The sequence below is a fragment of the Lactiplantibacillus dongliensis genome, from assembly GCF_005405105.1.
Taxonomy (GTDB): domain Bacteria; phylum Bacillota; class Bacilli; order Lactobacillales; family Lactobacillaceae; genus Lactiplantibacillus; species Lactiplantibacillus dongliensis.
On sequence record NZ_BJDK01000033.1, the window covers coordinates 21,556 to 40,545 of the forward strand.

Sequence of the window (18,990 nt, forward strand, 5' to 3'; positions counted from 1 at the left end):
TGAGAAAACGTCAGTATAAATAAAGTTAATGATGAAAATAGTTGGTTCGTTTAAAAAAGAGTGTTGGTTGGTTTCGAACGAACAATCGGCAATAAGTAATAGTTATAGTGTGATTAATGAAAATTTTGGTGGCCAGCTTACTAATAACCAACCTTTACCAGCTAAAAAACACGTGAAAAAGAATAAGAATGGCTATGTATCAGCGTTTATCAGCTTAATAGCTAGTTGAATTGTACACGTTGAGGGGGTACACTATCAGTGTTGATAAATATTTAAGTGGATAAAAATAAATAATGCATATCGAGTTAAGGTCATCAATAAAGGGGATAGTGCACATGAGTACGAAGCTGAACACTACGGCGGCAATGAGTGGCAAAGAACATTATAAGATGTATAAAAAGGGCCGGGTTTGGCTGTTTGCGGGAGTGCTTGCGCTGACGGTTTGGCAAGGGAGTGCCATGGCACAGGCCGATACAACCACGGAATCAACCGCAAGTTCTGACAGTAGTTCATTGGCCACAGGAACTAGCGGTTCAACGGATAAGACCGTTACGCTGGCTGGCGGTAGTACTGAGACTAAGTCTAATGACCAAACGAAGCCAACGGTAACGGCTACAACCACCGCTGACGACACAAAAACCACCGCTTCATCGGCCTCGGATACTGATGATCAAACTAAAGCTGTAGCGGTCGACACGCCCAGTCAGACGGTGCCTTCTAAGGATGCACCAACCAAGCAGGCCAGCCAAGGCAATGAAAGCGGTTCAAATGACGCTACTGATTCACAAGTAACTGAGGAATCAAAGCCAACCCCCAAAACGGATTCAACGGTGCCAGCACCAAAGCCGACGACTGACACGACTAATCAGACGACTGATCCAACAACGACGACTGAAACTACCCCGGCTACGACGGTGACTGAACCAGCGACCACTGACGATCCGGTTACTGTTGATAAGTTAGTTGACGATCCGGCTGTTGATGTTAAGACGCTGTCACTAACTGACTCAAAAATAGCAACTAGTACTGGTTTTAATCGGGCTAACTTAATGCGGCTGGCAGTTGCACCAGCAGTTACAAGTACAGATCTTGGTAGTGGGACATTTGGGACCAGTAACTGGCGGATTGATGCAGACGGGGTGTTACATATTGGCGCTGGGACGTTTAATAATTTTGCTGGTACCTGGTCGAAGTACGGAACATTAATTAAAACGATTACGTTCGATGGTAAAGTTACGGCCGCATCAGATTCAAGCCAAGTCTTTTGCGGGTTAAAGAACCTAACGACGATTACTAACCCCGAAATGTTTGACACGAGTTCTGCAACCCGAATGGTCAGCACGTTTGCTAATGATTCTAGTCTGACCAGCTTGAACTTGAATAGTTGGGATATGAGTAATGTCACGGATATTGGCTCAATGTTTGAATGGGATACCAGTCTAGCTGATTTACAAATTAGTGATTGGAATACTGGTAAAATTGAATCGATGAAATTCACCTTTTTTGTGGCGAATAGCTTAACCAGTCTGGATTTGAATAAATGGGATACGCACAGCTTGAAGTCACTTTATGAAGCGTTTGGTACTGAAAATGGCTACCAAAGTCATTTGCAAGACTTGGAAATCAGTAATTGGAATACGAGTAGTTTAACGACCATGTATTATGCTTTTGCTCAGGCTGAAAAGTTAACTAGTCTGGATCTAAATGGCTGGGATACGAGTCATGTTACTGATATGTCCGCAGCCTTTATGGGCGACTATGCTTTAACAACGCTCAATGCCAGCAGCTGGGACACGAGCAAGGTTACCTCGATGTACTACATGTTCATGGGTGATAAAAATTTGACTACGCTTGATCCAAGCGGCTGGAAAACTGGCAATGTTGTTCAAATGTACAATATTTTTAATGGTGTTGGGTTAACCAGTCTTGATCTGAGTGGTTGGGATGTTAGCAAGGTCCAACGGTTTGATCTGATCTTCTCCGGTGATGATCAACTGACATCGTTGAACGTTGCTGGTTGGGATGTTAGCAATGCAACCAGTACCATTGATACCTTTGCTTACTTAACGAAATTAACCTCTTTAGACTTAACTGGATGGACATTGAGTAGTGATACCAAGGCTTGGAATATGTTTATCAAGGATACCAATTTAGAAGTAATTAAAATGCCAGACATGGATTTGCCGGTTTTGCAGTCTGCAAGTGGGATGTTTGCTAGTGATTCGAAATTGAAAACGATTGAGGGTCCATCTTGGCATTTGAACAATTTAGTTGATGGCTATTGTATGTTTAGTGATAATAATGCCTTGACTACTTTAGATACCACTAACTGGAATTTAAGTAAATTAGCTAATGCTAGTTATATGTTTTGGAATGACTTTGCTTTGAATAACATTGATACGAGCAATTGGAATTTAAATCAGGTTATTAATGGGTTTGGCATGTTTGCCTATAATTATGCCTTAAGCAACTTAGCTACAGCTAGTTGGGGCTTGAGCAGCTTAACCGATGCTCAGCAGATGTTTATGGAAGATGGCAAATTAGATGGACTAGATACAAGTAATTGGGACCTGAATAAGTTAACAACAGCCTTTAATATGTTCTATAATGCCAGCAGTTTGACCAAGTTGGATACGGCTAACTGGGGGCTAAGTAGTTTAACAACTGCTACCCAGATGTTCTTTGGCATGTCAGCCTTAACCGCTTTGGATACGACCGACTGGGATGTCAGTCAGGTGACTAATGCGCAAAATATGTTTTATGGCGACACCGCTTTAGCGCAATTAGACGTTTCTAAGTGGAATACTGGCAATCTACAAAATGCCGCCTACATGTTCTACCAAGACGCGGCTTTGACGGCGATTGCGGTCGATAATTGGGATACACACAGCCTGACCGATGCACGCGGGACCTTTAACCAAATGTTGACTTTGAAGGCGATTGATCTTTCTAAATGGGATACGAGCAAGATTACATTATTAACTGGCTTGTTCAATCGTGACTATGACTTAGCCTCAATTAATTTGAGCAATTGGGATACGAGCAAAGTCACGGCCATGCGGAATATGTTCTTTGATACGACTAATTTAACGGATTTGGATTTATCAAATCTTGATATGACGGCCTTGAATCCTTTTGATACGTTGCTTAAAGGTTCCGGTGTTAAAACTTTAACCTTGGGTACCAAGACAGTGCTCGCCAAAGATGGTAAGACTGCTGAAATTCCCGACGTACCAACCACTGATGGCTACCTCGGTCACTGGATCAACACGGAAGGCCAATTATTCACTTCTGCTGAATTGATGGCGTTATACAACGGTACTGATACGGCCGTAGCTGATACTTATACGTGGCAAGTTGACAAGACCACGTTGGCGGTTCATGACACCACGGTTGACCAAACGCACCACGCAACTTGGACGGCCGCAGATAACTTTACCAGTGCGACTGATGAGCTGGGTCAAGCAATTACGGTGGCAGATGTCACTGTTGATAGCGATGTTGATTTAACTAAACCGGGTAAGTATACCGTCACTTATAAGGCGGCTAATGGGTCAACGGCGACCGCGACGGTTATAGTTGCGCCGAGTCAGATGAAGTTAGACGTGCAAGGTGTAACGGTAACTAAAGGTGCTAAGTGGACGGCGGCTGACAATTTCGTCAGTGCGACTGATGCTACTGGTCAACCAGTGCCGCTGAGTGATGTCACGGTCACTGGCGCCGACCAAGTGGATACGAGTCAAGCCGGCAAGACTTATCAAGTCACTTACAGTTACACTGATGCCAACGGGAATCCGTTAAGCAAGAAGGTAACGGTCACGATTGCAGCTAGCCAAGTGAGTGTTAAAGCACACGATGTTCAGCTAACGCAAGGCCAAGTATGGAATACTATGGCTGGTTTAGATGACGCGACGGATGCTAACGGCAATGTGGTGGCACTCGATGATGTCGCGGTGACTGGTGATGTCGATACGCAGACGCCAGGTCACTATCAAGTGACGTATACCATGACCGATGCTTATCAAAATACCGCCACAGCGACGGTCACGGTGACGGTGGCTGCTACGGCAGCGAGTGTTGACGTTAAAGACAGTACGTTAACGCAAGGTGATCAATGGACCGCCGCGGATAGTTTTGTCAGTGCCACGGATGCGGCTGGTCAAGCACTGGGCTTGGATGCGTTGACCGTGACCGATGCTGATAAAGTTAATGTTGCGGTACCAGGGACTTATGCGGTCACTTATCGCTATACAGATGAATACGGCAACGTCATTACTAAGACGATTACCGTGACCGTCCAAGCAAAAGCTGTAGTGACTAAGCCCGACGATCATAATGGTGGCACGACTGGTACGACCACGACACCCGCTACGGATACTAATGGCGGTGCAGGTACTAGTACGACGCCAATCACTCCGGATACTGATTCAAGTGCTGGAGCAACGATTAATCCCAACCTTGATCCGAATGAGGTTACCCCAACACCGGCGGTACCAGTTGTTTCAACCCCAACGGATGCTGGGCAAGCTGATAGGATTGATCCCGGGATGGCGCTGACCAATGCAGTAAAACCAGCGGCTGCTAAAACGGCTACCAAAGCCGCAACTAGTGCGACTTGGGATGGTGATCATATCAATGCGCAACCAGCTAAGTCAGCGGTTCAACCAACCAACTTAGCGGTGGCTAAAGTTCAAGCACAACCGGCTACTATGACAATTGCAACGGCTAACGCGACCTTAAAGGCTGGAACCACAGCGCAACCAGCTGCTAAATCAGCCACAAGGTTGCCGCAGACGGAAGAAGTGACGCCGACACCAACGACCTTGATGGGATTGATGTTATTAGGATTGAGCGGTGTGGTGGCCAGTCTTGGAAAAGCACGGCGCCAAGATAAGTAAAGTACTAACCCCCTAAATAAGAATGGCTTGAAACAGGTGTCACTGTTTTGAGCCATTTTTTTAAATTATAGTAAAACGTAATTGTTACTATTTACAACGAGGCTAATTATTGGTAATCTTTAAAGAGTAATGATTACGATTTAAAAAAGCGATGGAGGGTTTTCGATGTTTAAAGGGCATTATCTAAAAGTTATTGGTTTGTTAGGCTTGAGCTTGTTAGTTGGTGGGAGTTTATTGACCGGTTGTCGGAAGGTGACGACGCAATCACCTAAGTCGAACCGGTTAACCGTTGTTACCTCGACGAACTTTTATGGTGAGGTGGCGCGGGCGGTTGGGGGCAAGCGGGTACAAGTGACGTCGATTATTAATCGGCCGTCTGTCGACCCGCATGACTTTGAACCGACAAGTCAGGTAGCCGCGACCGTGGCTAAGGCGGATGTCGTCGTGGCGAATGGTTTGGGCTACGACAGTTGGTTGTCGAAGTTAGCTAAGAATGCTCCACAAGCAAAAATGATTCGGGTGGGGGAAGATGTGATGGATAAGCAAATGGGAGCGAATGCCCATCTGTGGTATGATCCGCAGACGATGCCGAAATTAGCCGCGGCTTTGGCGACCCAATTAGGCCAGCAGCAGCCACAATATCGTGCTTACTTTAAAGCCAATGCTAAAAAGTATGTAGCGTCGTTAAAACCTATCCAGACGGAGTTAACAGCTTTGAAGAAGGTCGCCCGGACTAGCCAGACGCAGCAAGTCTTTGTCAGCGAACCAGTCTTTGATTACGCGTTGCGTGCGATGGGGTTCAAGGTGGGTAACGCCAACTTTGAAAAGGCGGTTGAAAAGGGCACCGACCCCTCACCCAAAGTGATTAAAGCCATGCAAACCGGCTTGAAACAACGACGGGTGGCTTACTTTGTGCAAAACAAACAAGTTAGTGATGCGCTAGTGACGAATATGGTCAAATTAGCTAAGCAGCATCAGGTACCAGTCTTACAAGTGACGGAGACGATGCCAGCTAAACAGAATTATCGGCAGTGGATGTTATCACAATATCGTGCTTTGAATCGTATTTTAGATTAGCCAACTTTAGTTTTGATTAAAATAACCGCCGTTAGCTTAAGTTAAACAAGTTAACGGCGGTTTTAACGTTATTAAAAAGTGTAAAGATTTGTTACATTTGAGCGTTAAACCCGCGAACTAGCAGTAAATATGGTATAAATAGATTCCAAGAAAAAAAGTTGTTAAGTTAGTGTCCGTTTGAACATTGTCAATTGACAAAGGGGCAAATCACAAGTGAGGAAAATTGGTCGGTTACTATGGTCAGTTGTGCTGATCATTGGCATTATTTGGGGTTATCAGCATCGCGCTACGGTTGGGCCGCAGCTCACGTCTGCCGTAGCATTTTATCAAACAAAACTTACGGATGCGTTATCGGGCAATCTAGGCAGTAGTCTGTTGGATGCTGACAATCAAGCATCGAATCCTAAGGGCAGTAAGGCGTCATCGGTGACTAACAGTCGGTCCAGCAGTACTGCAACGCGAGCCAGTCAAAAGACGACGCAACAAACTGCCAGTACTAAGGCTGCGACGCCAGTAGAATCAATTGTGCAAGGCATTAAGTTGTCGAATAAGTATTACTATCAATTCGACGATGACTTATCTACGGCTGGTCGCCAAGTCTTTAAAGATGCGGTGGCGACGTATAATCAGACTGGTATCGTCAAGTTAGTGGCGGGCCAAGCGCCTACCGGTGGCAACCAGATTACGTTTAATGTGTACCATAAAAAAATGCAGCATTTTTCAACAAGTATTGAATTGGGGCATGGTGGCCCGAAGATTATCGAACGGATTAGCTGGTACGGGACTGAGTATCAGAATCAAGCAACTGCTAGTCTGAATGGCTCATATTCGCGGTCATACAGTGATGCGGTGGCCGTCCATGAGTTAGGCCATGCGCTGGGGATGGACCACAGTGCGAAGAAGAGTTCGGTGATGTATCCAATCAGTCAAGGTAGAACGGCGTTATCAACTGCCGATTTGGCGAGCTTGAAGTTAATTTATCAACAGTCATAGAGTTGTGGGAGCTAATATTCGATTAGCTCTTTTTCAGTATCAACTTTTTATTTTCCATGATACCAATTAGTATCGGTATGCTTGGTTCTAGTCGGATTAAAATGTCATTCTGGTTGGCCCAGTATCGGCTGGACGGCGGGTTACTGTTTTTCATGAACTAGACCACCGTAGCAATCATAGTATCCCGGCAATAATGGTACTAGAGCATGAGTTTTACCAGTGCTGAATACAAGGCGAACAGGTAAAAAGGTTAAAAGACTTATTCCCAATATCAGGTTATGGGGGGCAATGAAGTAACACGGCACATGAATGCTATCAATAGTTGTTGAACCGGTTTATAATTTAACGTATGATATGACCAAAGATAAAGATTATGCGACGTTTATACTAGGGCTATTAATCACGACTTAGGGGGTCTTTAAATGGACTTTAAAATCCGTATTCCGTATGACCAATTGCCGTCTGGTTGCTTGTTTACAATGAAGTTGGACCAGGCTGATGTTGACGTTGTCAAGTTCGGCTGGGACAATGACCGTTTAGTTACGAATAGTACCGCAGCGTATGACTATTTAGCGTTTGAGATGACTTACCATGTTCCAACGTTGATTAGGCTACCTGACGAGATGGACTATACGAACGATATGACAATGGGCGCCAACGTTTATAAGGCTATTTTGGCGGTGTTCCATAAGGCTGTGGTTGAGCAGGCCCCCACCGATGAGTTTATGGGTCAATTTGAGGGCGCAATCTATTAAAAAACTAAAGTAAATGAATGAGGTTGCCAATGCTGGCAGCCTTTTCAAGCAACGTTTAAAAAGCATGTTGAACGTTAAATGAAAAACTACAAGCAAAATTTAAACCACTTTCAAAATAAGGACTATAATAGGTATTGAACCTTAAGAAAGGAAGTTGTTTTAGTATGGCTACTGTTGAAAAGACTAAAGTATTGGACGAGAAGATGTGTGATGTGTTCGAATGGAGCGATTCCAAGATGCCTGTTCGGGATGCATTATGGGATCATTTCATGGATGGCAACAATCATGATACGGACAAAACTTCCGCAGAAGTCGCAAAATACATGGACATGAGTGATGACGACGTTAAGACTAACGCTGAAAAGCTCTTAAAGGCCTAAAGAACAGCTTAATTTCAACTAATTAAACAATTCCAGCACCTATCAGTTAACTGATAGGTGCTTTTTCTTGGCAAGATGTAAGCGGGTCCAATATAATTAAGTTGTTAACATGGGAAACTGGACCGTTATTAATGGATTTAGTAAGATTACATAGAAAGGTCGCAGAAAAATGAGTATGAAAAAGGAACCGTCGTCGAAGCAGTCGTCAGAAGAATTAGCGACCGCTGAAGTTGAAGAAGTCGTTGCGCCCATTGAAGTGATTGAGCCGATCGTGACTGAAGCTGGGGAACAATCAGCGGGAGCTAAGTTAGCGCGACAACAAGCAGTGCGGTATTTACTGTGGGGCTTGATTAGTGTCGTTGTGAACCTAGGCGCCTTTTACGTTGGGTATCGGTTATTAGGGATTGAATATCAAGTTGCCAATCTAATTGCCTGGGCACTCGGGGTGCAGTGTGCTTTTTGGGTTGACCGTATCTTGGTCTTCAAACATAAATCTGCCCGCCCATTTCACGAGATGGGAAAGTTTTATGTCACCCGGATTGCCACTTACCTAGTCGAAAGTTTGGTTCTATGGGTGGGGATTTCATTACTCGGAATCCCTGGGACGTGGACTAAAATAATTGGTCAGGGATTAGCAATTGTGGGGAACTTCTTCTTTTCGAAGCTAGTCGTTTTTCGAAAAGCAACTAAAGAATAAAGTAAAGGTGATGGTCAGCTGCTGAACTGACCATCACCTTTTGTGTTTAAGCCAACTAACACCAAATTTATTTAGAGCTTTTCAGGATCAATCGGTGGTAAATCTTGAGCTAAGACGCTGCGGAAGATAATCCTGGTCAGCTCATGTGGAGTTTCTGGCATTTCAGCTTTGACCCATTGCTGAATAATGGCTTTGACGCCACTCCAAATATAAGTGATCTGGTAAGTATTGGCGAACGGCACATCAGCCGGAATCGTTGCTTGCATGCGATCCAGTAACTTCGTCTTACCGTCCACAAAAACCAGATTACTTAAGCGTCGCTGTTGATAAAAGGCGTCTAATAGCCGCTCGACATTAACCGTTGGCCGGGCACCTTTATCAAAAGAATATGAAGCTAGAAAAGTTTGTTCAATCTGATCCAAACATTGGAAGATATCGGTATAGTGTCGATAAAAAGTGGTCCGGTTGACATCGGCTAGCTGGCAGACTTCAGTGACTGAAATACTTTCAACTGGTTTGGTTTCTAATAGCTGTAAAACGGTATCTTCAATGACCTGCTGGGTGTATTGAGCCCGGCGATTATTGGGGGTTGCGACCATAAAATCCTCCATGACTGCAACAGATTTGGGTAAACTGTGGTGTTTACAACAAACTGCTGCTAATTGACGGTTGTCAGTTTAAAACATTTAATTTATTATTTGAGACACAATGTTGCATTAATGATATAGTAACAGAAAGTCAATTGTTTGGGATAAATATCGTCATTAAAGATTGGGAAGGACTTAACTTAAATGCTTGAATTAACCCACATTAAGAAGTATTACCACGTTGGTGATTCGGTCACCAAAGCGCTCGATGATGTGTCGGTCGCGTTTCGTAAGCAAGAATTCGTCGCCATCTTAGGCCCGAGTGGTTCCGGGAAGACCACCATGTTGAACGGTATTGGTGGGCTGGATGTCTACGATTCTGGGGATTTAGTCATTAAAGGTAAATCAACGAAAGATTTCAAAGATAGCGATTGGGACGCTTACCGAAATAATTCCGTGGGCTTTATCTTCCAGAGTTACAACATTATTGGCCATTTAAGCATTCTCGATAATGTTGAGATGGGGATGACCCTAAGTGGCGTCGGTAATGCGGAAAAGAAAGCTAAAGCTAAAAAAGCGCTCGAACGGGTTGGTTTAGGGCCACATATGAATAAACGGCCAAACCAACTTTCAGGTGGACAGATGCAACGAGTTGCGATTGCTCGGGCGATTGCTAATGATCCTGAAATCTTACTCTGTGATGAACCCACGGGGGCCTTAGATACTGAGACTAGTGTTCAAATTATGGACCTAATCAAAGAACTTTCGGCGGAACGCCTGGTGATTATGGTCACCCATAATCCGGAATTAGCGCAAGAATATGCGAACCGGATTATCGAATTCGCTGATGGGAAGATTCAACACGATTCGAATCCCTTCAACGAGACCGAAGCCGACGAGACGTTTGCCTTAAAGAAGACTAAGATGACGTTCTGGACCGCCTTAAAGTTATCATTCACCAACATTAAGACGAAAAAGGGGCGGACAGCGTTAACCGCGTTTGCCTCCAGTATTGGGATTATTGGGATTGCGATTGTCTTAGCGCTATCCAATGGGTTCCAAAAGCAGATTGATAAAACGCAGAGTAACACTTTAGCGCAAATGCCGATTACAATCTCGCAAGTGGTTTCGAGTCAAACCGGAACCCCTAAAGCAACGATCAAAGCAGCCAAATCAGGGTCGGTTAGAGCTAAAACGAGTCAAGCTGATCAAGCCACCCACACGAATAAGTTAACGAAGCGTTACTTGACGTATATTAAGGATTTGAATCCAGATTTAAGTAAAAACGTCACTTATACGTATTCGACTGGGATGAACTTGATTCGCCAAGTCGATGGCAAGACTAAGTCCGTGTCATTCTCTAATCAGAATAGTAAGAATGGCTCCGCGGGCAGTGCTTCTGCCGCGATGGCCAGTGCGACTGGGGTTGGGACCTCCGTTTATCCGAGTGCGAACCAAGGTAAGAATAGTTTACTCAAGAAGCATTACAGTGTCTTAGCCGGTAAGTATCCAACGAAAGCCAGTGAAGTCGTCTTGATTACGGATCGTAAAAATACGACCAATATCAATGCCCTAAAGAACTTGGGTTATGACGTGAAGTCGAATCAAAACTTGAGCTATAGCAAGTTAGTTGGAACGACGATTAAGGTCGTTGCCAATAATGATTACTACCAAGAATTACCAACTGGCAACTATTTGCCGAATAAGTTGACCAAGTCGATGTACAACAAGTCAGCTAATCAGACGATTAAAGTTGTCGGCATCTTAAAGGCGAAGAATAAGGATTCAGAGAATGTGTTGGCAACTGGGATTGCGTACAGTGACCAACTATCAAAGAATATTATTCAAGCTAACAAGGATTCCAAGATTGTTAAAGCTCAAAAGCAGAGTGATACGAATGTTATGACCGGGGCTAAGGTCGATAGTGACACCAAGACCAGCTTAATCAGTTATCTTGGCGGATCCTCAACGCCGGCTAGTATCTTGATCTATCCGAATAGTTTCAAGAACAAGGACAAAGTCTTGAAATACTTGGATAAATATAATAAAGGTAAATCCAAAGCCAACAAAGTGGTTTATACCGACTTAGCTGGGACGGTTTCAACCTTAACGGGTGGCTTGATGGACGCGATTACGTACGTCTTGATTGCCTTTGCCGGGATTTCGTTAGTTACGAGTATGATTATGATTGCGATTATCACGTATACTTCCGTTCTGGAACGAACTAAGGAAATCGGGATTCTAAAGGCCTTAGGGGCACGGAAGAAAGATATTACCCGGGTGTTCGATGCTGAAACCGTGATTCTTGGGGTCGCCTCAGGAGTTCTCGGGGTCTTGATTGCGTGGGCGATTACGTTCCCAACCAATACCATTTTGAGTAACATTACTGGTTTGGGCAATGTCGCCCAGTTAAATCCAGTCCATGCGATTGTCTTGATCATCATTAGTACCGTCTTGACGGTCTTAGGTGGTCACATTCCTGCACGGATGGCTGCGAAGAAAGATGCAGCGACCGCGTTACGTTCAGAATAATCAGTCCTTACTAAAACGTCTAACCTTAATTGGTTGGACGTTTTTTTGTTTAGCAACCCGCTGATTCCAGTTCTACGCTGAAATAAATTTTATTAAGCTAAGGTAAAATCCAGCTGAATAAAACAAATTAATTTTGAATATTGACGATTATTAGTCATTAACTGATGTTATCAGGGGAATGCCGGCTGATAAAGGGGCTAAAAAAAACTTTTTTTAGCCGTAATTGGCCTAGACTAGCTGTGAAACCATTGATAGTCCTGAATATTTGACTGCTTATTATATTATAACTATTAAAAATATGACTACTTTATGAATTAATGGTGATAAAAATATTGATATTAAAAATTAACGTGGTAAACTATGTTAGCAGGTCAATTGAAAAGGGGATAACTAGTTATGAAAAAAGGACTTAAAACGTTATTAATGAGCAGTGCATTATTGTTGGCAGTTGCCGCACCATTGGCAGCTAACGCGGATACATCAACTGATATTGGGAATGGTAGTGGGTCAACTGACGTTAGCGCGACTTTTGAAAAGAGTACGCAAACCGTAACTCCAGTTAACCCTGATAAACCTGGTACAACTGATAATAGCGGTGATGGCGGTAACGGTGCGGCTGCCGGTGGCGATCTTTCGTTAATTTACGTCACTAACAAATTAGATTTCGGTTCACACGAAATTGATGTGGCGAACGATCAGACGTATGCCGCTAACTACACTGATGCTGATACGACGAAGAGTGCCGATGTCAGCAGTCTTTGGAACAATAAGGCCGTTGTCGAAGTTTCCGATGTGCGTGGGACGAACGCCGGCTGGAACTTAACGGTTTCAGGGACCGCTTTGACGGGTACTGATGGCACCATCTTGAAGGGGGCCACGCTAGCCTTACCAACTGGGACGTTAGCGAACACTGGTAGTGGCAACAATGGCACAAGTAGTGTTGCCGTTACCAATGCGTTGGACACCGCCGCGGCGCAAGTCTTAACCGCTGGCAAAGATGCCGGTGCCGGGATCACCACTGATCAATTGAATCCTAGTGATATCAAATTGACAGTTCCCGCTAACCAAGCCAAAGCGCAAGGTTACACGACTAAATTAACTTGGAACTTAAGCGATACACCAGCAAGCTAAACATGAAAAACGTTAAAGGTGGCACTGTGCAAACGGGGCGACCTTTTACTTACATAGAGGTACCGATATGGTTTCAGATTGCTTTCACTACGATGCAACTAGTTTGAACTAGCGGTTACCAGACGCTTGGTTGGTTTAGATGGCCACCCTGGTCCGGCCGCCGTTAATCAGCAGTGGTCCGGGAATCACCCAGCGTAAAAAATTAAAGATCACATTTTGAGAGGGGCAGACGAATTGATGCAATGGATGAAGAAGTTAGCTTGGGGAGGCGCATTGGTGGCGGCTGGCATGAGTTTTAGTCTCACCGCTCAAGCAGCGAAGACGACTCAAAGTAATGAGATTGGGTTTAGTGTTGCCGCCAAGCTACCTAAGAATCAACTACATGCCAAGAATTCATTTTTTGATTTAAAGATGACGCCGGGGAAGACGCAGACGTTGAAGACGGTCATTTATAACGTCACGAATCGGGATATTAAAGTGAAGACGGCCATCCATACGGCTTATACCAATAGTAACGGGGTGATTGAATATGTCACGCCAACTAAAGAGTTCGATGCATCACTCGATTATCAAATGAGTCAGTTGACGAAAATCAATGGTGCCAAAACGGTCACGGTACCGGCAAATGGGTCTAAAGTCGTGACGGCCACCGTTAAGATGCCGACTACCAAAGTTAATGGGGTGATTTTAGGCGGTTGGTACTTTAAGCGAGTTGATCAAAAAGTCACCGGTACGGTTAAGGGGTCGATGAATATTAGTAATCAATATTCGTATGTGATTGGCCTGAAGTATACGGAAGGGACCGTTCCGCAGCCAAACTTAAAGTTAGCTAAAGTGACAGCTGGCATGCGTAACTATCATCGCGGCATTTTTCCAGAACTACGTAATACCGCGGCCGTGATTATTCCCAATTTGACGATGAAGACGACCATTACGAGTCAAAATAGCGGCAAAGTTGTGAAATCAGCGAAAAAGGCCAATGTTCAAATGGCACCTAATTCAACTTTTGATTATCCGATGTTGTTAGGCAAGACTGAGTTACAAGCCGGTAATTATCATTTGCACATGGTCGTTAAGAATACGGACCATCGTTGGGTCTTTGATCGTGATTTTAAGATTAGTAACGCCGATGCCAAGAAGTATAATCGGCAGTCAGTTGATAATAGCGGCATTAATGTCATTTGGTTTGTAGTTCTCGGTGCCTTAGGGATGTTTGTCTTAATGCTGCTAGGGTTATGGTTATTCTTCTGGTTACGAAAACGACGTCAGTCAAAAGCACAATAAAGGAGGGTCCCGTTCATGCGCAGAATTAGTTTAATTGGTCTAATTGGATTGTTATTAGTACTGGGTTTGAGTAGTTCGGTCTGGGCGGCGCAATCCTCACAGACTGAGTTATCAGTATCCTTTTATAATGATCCAACGACGGTTAGCGGGGCGCGATTAAATCCGGGCATCCCGGATGGACGGACGGCGTATCGGGTGCCGGCGCGACCAACGACGACTGCTAAGCGGCCACAGTCGACCAGTACAGGCCATTTTGGCGCTTGGATTCAAGCGGTTCGGCGGGGCCGATTACCACAAACCAGTGCCTACCGTAATGTTTATCTAGGTTTAATTGGCGGCTTGTTACTCGTGATTGCTGGCTTAATGGTGATTATTTGGCGACAATGGCGGCAATTACGAAAGCGGGTGTAGGCGATGCAACAATTCAGACGATTATTAACGCCAATCAGCTTATTACTAGTCGGCTTCATGGCGATGACTTGGCCGTCACAAGTTAGTCACGCCGCTACCGGCATGACCAATGTGATGACTGGGACCACGTTTGTCCCCAAGCCTAGTGGGAATTCGTTAACGGATACAGGTGGCTCATTGGCGTATCCAACACTGGAAGCCGTCACCGCTAATAATCTTGAAAACGGCCGGTTGACTACTAAAACGACCCAAATTGCCATTACCTTTTCAGATACGGTTACCATGAATACGAAGTATGTGAAGATTAATGATTTTTATTATGATGTGATGACTGCCGGCGGGGTGTCACTGCGAACTAATGGCCCGGAGATTATCGGGACGAATACGACTAGTATTAATTTAGGGAGTGGCAAGACGCAGACGATTTCGGTTGATCTTTCGCATTTAAAGGATGTTTTGCCCGTGTATATCGGTTTTCGGTATACGCCATCCACGTTTCCTAATCTAAACGTTGGTTACCAATTTGGCTCATTTACGGCTGATGCCACGGTTAGTGCCACCATTAAGCCAACGATTACGGGGAGTTTGACGAGTAAAGATACGGTGATTAAGGGAACGGGTTCTTACGCTGGCGATACGATTTCTAGCGACGTGAATGGTGTGACGACCACGGTTGGTAGTGATAAGACCTATACGTTGGATTTGGGCAGTGCGTTAGGTAGCACTAGCAGCGTGAAGATTACTGAAAGTAATAGTAATGGGGATAGCGGTTCGGTGACTGGCAATGTGGCCCAGAAAAGTCTGGATCTAAAAGTTGCCAATGCCACGATTGCGGCTGGACCCAATGACGTAGCAACCGAGATGAGTGATAGTGAAGTGCTGACTTGGTTAACCAAGCAAATTGAGCCGACCGCTACTTTTTCAGATGGTAGTAGCACGGCGGATGTCACGTATCAGACGGATGAGACGGGTTTAGCGGCTAAAATCGCTGCGTTGGGCAGTGGTGATAGCATTAACGTTGAGGTGTATGCACAAGTTGGCACGACCAAGTCCAGTCCGCAGACCATCACGATTAAAAAGACCGCTGGAACCTTAAGCTTTGGCCCGATTAGTGGCAGTATTGGGTTTGGGACGTTGGCGATTCCAACTAAGGAAGCCATTTATCAACCAAGTAGTAAGTGGGAAGTTAATATCAGTGATACTCGGGCAACCGGCTCAAAATGGTATGTCTATGCGAGTGCAACACCATTGAAGTCCGATAGTCATACCTTAAAAGGGGATTTGGTCTATCAAGATGGGGCTAATCAAGCGGTATTGACGAACCAATCGATGCTGGTGGCGAGCGGTGCGCGGGGGACTGCTAACACGACTGCCGTGACAAGTGACTGGTCGAGTACCAAAGGCATCTTCTTAGATGTTCAACCAAGCGTGTACGCCGATAGTTACCAAGGTAAAGTGAATTGGAGTTTACAATCAACACCGACTGAATAGGCAACTAAAAAAGTTCTAAGTCAGGTCGACTTGGAACTTTTTTTGCGTCTAACTAGCGAGTGGCGTTTGTTTTGGTAACGCCGCTAACTGTTGGTCGGTTAATGGAATGGCTTTATCAAAGTGAAAGTCGCCGGACATTTCTGTCTGGGAGGAGGCTTGATAGACTTTGATGACGTGGTCAGCGAGGTCTAATTGATAGACGGTTCGCTGACCGTCGACGTCCACGCACAACGCAGTACTCTCAAATTCTTCCCAATGAAAGGCTTGCTGTGGTAGGACTTTGATGGTTTGTAAATAGTGCACTAACATATTTGGGCTCATTAAAGATGACTCCCTTCACTTGCTGAACCGCGTCTATTATAGTTCCTTTGTAAGCCAATTCAAAATATTTAGGACTACCTAAAACCAGAATGCTAAAAAAGGTACTGACGTTTGGTGTTAGTTAGATTATGATTGAACCAGTAGACGGTAATTTTAACCAGCACTAAATGTATCTTATATAGAAGCTTTTTAATTTAAAACTGAAGCACAGTTAGTTGAAAGTGAGTTGGAAATCAATGTTAAAAGACAAACAGATTGCTTGGGCGATTCATCAAATGGAAGCGGATATTGGGCCAGTGGGGCCATCGCTAGATTCACGCACGCCTTTTCAATATTTAGTTTCTGTCATTTTGAGCGCGCAAGCAACCGATGTATCGGTCAATAAGGTGACACCAATTTTGTTTGACCGCTATCCAGAGCCGAAAGATTTAATGATTGCGGATGTGACCGAAGTGGAGCAAATTATTAAAAGTGTGGGGTTATTCCATAACAAAGCGAAGAACATTATCAAAACGGCCCGCATTGTTCATGAAGACTTGCATGACGTCGTACCAACGGATCGCAAAGGCATTATGGCGTTGCCGGGAGCAGGTCGTAAGACGGCGAACGTGGTGTTGAGCGATGTGTTTGAGCAAAATACGTTTGCGGTTGATACGCACGTCTCGGCCATTTCCAAACGGCTACATTTCGTCTCACAATCAGCCACACCTTTGCAGGTGGAAACGAAGATTGTTGGTGCCTTGCAGCCAGAAGAGTTGCATCAAGCGCATCATACGATGATTGAGTATGGACGTAAGTACTCAATGAAATTGGCGCCGGATAAAGAGGTTTGTCAATTGATTATTGATTGCGATAAGTTGAATGAGGAAAATGAATCGGGATTATAAGTTGCTGGCGAAGACTTAAAAAAGTACCATTTTTTGACTATTGCTGTAATTATATCGAAGTAACATTCAAAAATCGGCTGTTTTTTGAATGTTACTTTTATTTTACGGGTTTAACATTCAAAAAATGGCTATTTTTTGAATGTTGTGGTTAACTTAAGCTACTAAGATTATAAAAACAGTGATTTTTAGCAAGTGGGTTCATTTATAAAGGATTAATTGGATTGGTTTAATGCTTAAAAGTTTACCTTTTGGCCGATTCTGGAAATGGAAGTGACTGATAAATGACGATAAAGAAATATCAAACTTTGAAAGGCCTATATTATCAGAATATGCAAAATGGTGACTTTGTTCACTTTGATACGGTGGTTAAACAGCGGCAAACTAATGAATTGGCTATCCATACTGGTATGGTGATGTCGCCGTTCAAACGTGATTATCGGTTGCCGATTGAGTATGAAATCTTTTATTTGCCAGTACTGCAAATAAGTCAACTCGAGGAACAAATTAATCAGTTATCCAAGGAAATTGAGCAGAAGATGGCTCAGCTTCCGGTAGTTTCACAGAATCAAATCTTCATTAGTAATTTGATTGATGAGTTACAAAGTACTAATGATATTGAGGGTGTTCGGAGTTCCCGAGAAGAAATCAGTCAGGTGATTGAACAAATTCAAAGGCGAAAAGGTGACCGAGGCAGATTCTCTGGCTTAGTTAAACAATATGCTAAATTTGAAGAAAACCAATATAGTCAAATTCGTGAAATTCAAGATTTTCGGAATATTTGGAATGAATTAGTCAGTCAAGAGGTGGCTGAACAAGATTTTCCTGATGGTAAATATTTTAGAAAAAACGGTGAGGTTATTAAAGATGGTGATCGAGTGGTTCACCGTGGTGATGCTAATGAGCAGCAGATTGACCATGATTTACAGGTGCTAGTGCAAACAATGAATAATGATGATATTCCTTCATTAGCAAAATGCTTTTTGTCACACTATTATTATGAATACATCCATCCGTTTTATGATGGTAATGGTCGTACCGGGCGCTTTATTGTCTGTTCATATTTAGCTCGAAAGTTAGATCGAATGTCAGCAATCAATTTCTCGTCGACGATTGTTGCACATAAAAGTACGTATTACAAGGCTTTTACTGCCATGGCTGATGAACACAATTATGGTGAAGGGACAGGCTTCGTTATTAGTATGATGCGTCTATTAATGATGGGACAAGTGGAAGTTGCTAAGAAATTAGATCATGGTATTCAAATGCTGGATAAAGCAGATCAACTGACTGAACAACAGCATTTTTCAGACTTAGAACAACAGGCTTTATTTATTTTATGTCAGAAAGCAATTTTTGGTCGCTATGTGGGTCCGATTACAGATCAAGACTTGACAGATATTATGCATATTAGTCGTTATCGACTTGATCAAACGTTAGCTAAGCTAGTAAATGACGATTATTTAGTGGTTACTAGGGTCCGTTTGAAAACTACTTAAGTAAAATACAAATTGAGGCAACGTATACTGCTGACAGAAAGACGTGCGCT

At 43.8% G+C, this 18,990-nt stretch carries 15 protein-coding genes; 13 read left to right on the forward strand and 2 right to left on the reverse strand.

Annotated elements, in window-relative coordinates:
* Nucleotides 1-335: 335 nt before the first annotated feature.
* The 6 genes from FFM80_RS11490 (at nucleotide 336) to FFM80_RS11515 (ending at nucleotide 8,800) form a co-directional block, all read left to right on the forward strand.
* On the forward strand, nucleotides 336-4,898 hold the full coding sequence (locus tag FFM80_RS11490) for a BspA family leucine-rich repeat surface protein (protein WP_171001096.1): 4,563 nt from the start codon (nucleotides 336-338) through the stop codon (nucleotides 4,896-4,898).
* 165 nt (nucleotides 4,899-5,063) lie between these two features.
* Nucleotides 5,064-5,975 carry a metal ABC transporter solute-binding protein gene (locus tag FFM80_RS11495; protein ID WP_137640931.1) on the forward strand — a complete coding sequence of 304 codons (912 nt, stop codon included), beginning with the start codon at nucleotides 5,064-5,066 and terminating at the stop codon, nucleotides 5,973-5,975.
* 213 nt (nucleotides 5,976-6,188) lie between these two features.
* Entirely contained in the window at nucleotides 6,189-6,968 is a 780-nt protein-coding gene (locus tag FFM80_RS11500) for a matrixin family metalloprotease (RefSeq protein ID WP_171001097.1), read from the forward strand.
* A gap of 422 nt (nucleotides 6,969-7,390) precedes the next feature.
* Nucleotides 7,391-7,723 (forward strand): hypothetical protein, encoded by a 333-nt coding sequence (locus tag FFM80_RS11505; RefSeq protein ID WP_137640932.1) that lies wholly within the window; start codon nucleotides 7,391-7,393, stop codon nucleotides 7,721-7,723.
* Nucleotides 7,724-7,887: 164 nt separating this feature from the next.
* The gene (locus tag FFM80_RS11510; RefSeq protein WP_137633897.1) at nucleotides 7,888-8,103 is read left to right on the forward strand and encodes a P8 family protein; all 216 of its coding nucleotides are present in this window, start codon (nucleotides 7,888-7,890) and stop codon (nucleotides 8,101-8,103) included.
* A gap of 169 nt (nucleotides 8,104-8,272) precedes the next feature.
* Entirely contained in the window at nucleotides 8,273-8,800 is a 528-nt protein-coding gene (locus tag FFM80_RS11515) for a GtrA family protein (protein ID WP_223877352.1), read from the forward strand.
* 71 nt (nucleotides 8,801-8,871) lie between these two features.
* Here FFM80_RS11515 and FFM80_RS11520 read toward each other — a convergent pair whose 3' ends face one another.
* Nucleotides 8,872-9,399, reverse strand: a complete 528-nt coding sequence (locus FFM80_RS11520; protein WP_137640933.1) for a TetR/AcrR family transcriptional regulator — start codon at nucleotides 9,397-9,399, stop codon at nucleotides 8,872-8,874.
* A 192-nt stretch (nucleotides 9,400-9,591) separates the two neighbouring features.
* Between FFM80_RS11520 and FFM80_RS11525 the strand changes: the two genes are divergently transcribed.
* From FFM80_RS11525 to FFM80_RS11545, 5 genes are all read left to right on the forward strand, one after another.
* On the forward strand, nucleotides 9,592-11,919 hold the full coding sequence (locus tag FFM80_RS11525; protein WP_137640934.1) for an ABC transporter ATP-binding protein/permease: 2,328 nt from the start codon (nucleotides 9,592-9,594) through the stop codon (nucleotides 11,917-11,919).
* A 396-nt stretch (nucleotides 11,920-12,315) separates the two neighbouring features.
* Nucleotides 12,316-13,050 carry a WxL domain-containing protein gene (locus FFM80_RS11530; protein WP_137640935.1) on the forward strand — a complete coding sequence of 245 codons (735 nt, stop codon included), beginning with the start codon at nucleotides 12,316-12,318 and terminating at the stop codon, nucleotides 13,048-13,050.
* Between the two features lie 246 nt (nucleotides 13,051-13,296).
* Nucleotides 13,297-14,334 (forward strand): WxLIP family cell surface protein, encoded by a 1,038-nt coding sequence (locus FFM80_RS11535; protein ID WP_137640943.1) that lies wholly within the window; start codon nucleotides 13,297-13,299, stop codon nucleotides 14,332-14,334.
* A gap of 15 nt (nucleotides 14,335-14,349) precedes the next feature.
* Nucleotides 14,350-14,745, forward strand: coding sequence for an EF2685/EF0750 family sortase-dependent surface protein (locus tag FFM80_RS11540; protein ID WP_137640936.1), 396 nt, complete (start codon nucleotides 14,350-14,352; stop codon nucleotides 14,743-14,745).
* Between the two features lie 3 nt (nucleotides 14,746-14,748).
* Complete coding sequence (locus FFM80_RS11545; protein ID WP_137640937.1) at nucleotides 14,749-16,236, forward strand: cell surface protein; 1,488 nt, start codon at nucleotides 14,749-14,751, stop codon at nucleotides 16,234-16,236.
* Nucleotides 16,237-16,284: 48 nt separating this feature from the next.
* Here FFM80_RS11545 and FFM80_RS11550 read toward each other — a convergent pair whose 3' ends face one another.
* Nucleotides 16,285-16,557 carry a hypothetical protein gene (locus tag FFM80_RS11550; protein ID WP_137640938.1) on the reverse strand — a complete coding sequence of 91 codons (273 nt, stop codon included), beginning with the start codon at nucleotides 16,555-16,557 and terminating at the stop codon, nucleotides 16,285-16,287.
* 236 nt (nucleotides 16,558-16,793) lie between these two features.
* Here FFM80_RS11550 and FFM80_RS11555 point away from each other — a divergent pair, with 236 nt between their 5' ends.
* Nucleotides 16,794-17,444 carry an endonuclease III domain-containing protein gene (locus tag FFM80_RS11555; protein WP_137640939.1) on the forward strand — a complete coding sequence of 217 codons (651 nt, stop codon included), beginning with the start codon at nucleotides 16,794-16,796 and terminating at the stop codon, nucleotides 17,442-17,444.
* A gap of 281 nt (nucleotides 17,445-17,725) precedes the next feature.
* The gene (locus FFM80_RS11560) at nucleotides 17,726-18,940 is read left to right on the forward strand and encodes a Fic family protein (RefSeq protein WP_137640940.1); all 1,215 of its coding nucleotides are present in this window, start codon (nucleotides 17,726-17,728) and stop codon (nucleotides 18,938-18,940) included.
* Nucleotides 18,941-18,990 lie beyond the last annotated feature (50 nt).

Coding starts and splice junctions, on each gene's coding strand:
- FFM80_RS11540 (WP_137640936.1), top strand. CDS start 14,350: ATGCGCAGAATTAGTTTAATTGGTCTAATTGGATTGTTATTAGTACTG.
- FFM80_RS11550 (WP_137640938.1), bottom strand. CDS start 16,557: ATGAGCCCAAATATGTTAGTGCACTATTTACAAACCATCAAAGTCCTA.
- FFM80_RS11530 (WP_137640935.1), top strand. CDS start 12,316: ATGAAAAAAGGACTTAAAACGTTATTAATGAGCAGTGCATTATTGTTG.
- FFM80_RS11545 (WP_137640937.1), top strand. CDS start 14,749: ATGCAACAATTCAGACGATTATTAACGCCAATCAGCTTATTACTAGTC.
- FFM80_RS11535 (WP_137640943.1), top strand. CDS start 13,297: ATGAAGAAGTTAGCTTGGGGAGGCGCATTGGTGGCGGCTGGCATGAGT.
- FFM80_RS11495 (WP_137640931.1), top strand. CDS start 5,064: ATGTTTAAAGGGCATTATCTAAAAGTTATTGGTTTGTTAGGCTTGAGC.
- FFM80_RS11555 (WP_137640939.1), top strand. CDS start 16,794: ATGTTAAAAGACAAACAGATTGCTTGGGCGATTCATCAAATGGAAGCG.
- FFM80_RS11490 (WP_171001096.1), top strand. CDS start 336: ATGAGTACGAAGCTGAACACTACGGCGGCAATGAGTGGCAAAGAACAT.
- FFM80_RS11520 (WP_137640933.1), bottom strand. CDS start 9,399: ATGGTCGCAACCCCCAATAATCGCCGGGCTCAATACACCCAGCAGGTC.
- FFM80_RS11510 (WP_137633897.1), top strand. CDS start 7,888: ATGGCTACTGTTGAAAAGACTAAAGTATTGGACGAGAAGATGTGTGAT.
- FFM80_RS11525 (WP_137640934.1), top strand. CDS start 9,592: ATGCTTGAATTAACCCACATTAAGAAGTATTACCACGTTGGTGATTCG.
- FFM80_RS11515 (WP_223877352.1), top strand. CDS start 8,273: ATGAGTATGAAAAAGGAACCGTCGTCGAAGCAGTCGTCAGAAGAATTA.
- FFM80_RS11505 (WP_137640932.1), top strand. CDS start 7,391: ATGGACTTTAAAATCCGTATTCCGTATGACCAATTGCCGTCTGGTTGC.
- FFM80_RS11560 (WP_137640940.1), top strand. CDS start 17,726: ATGACGATAAAGAAATATCAAACTTTGAAAGGCCTATATTATCAGAAT.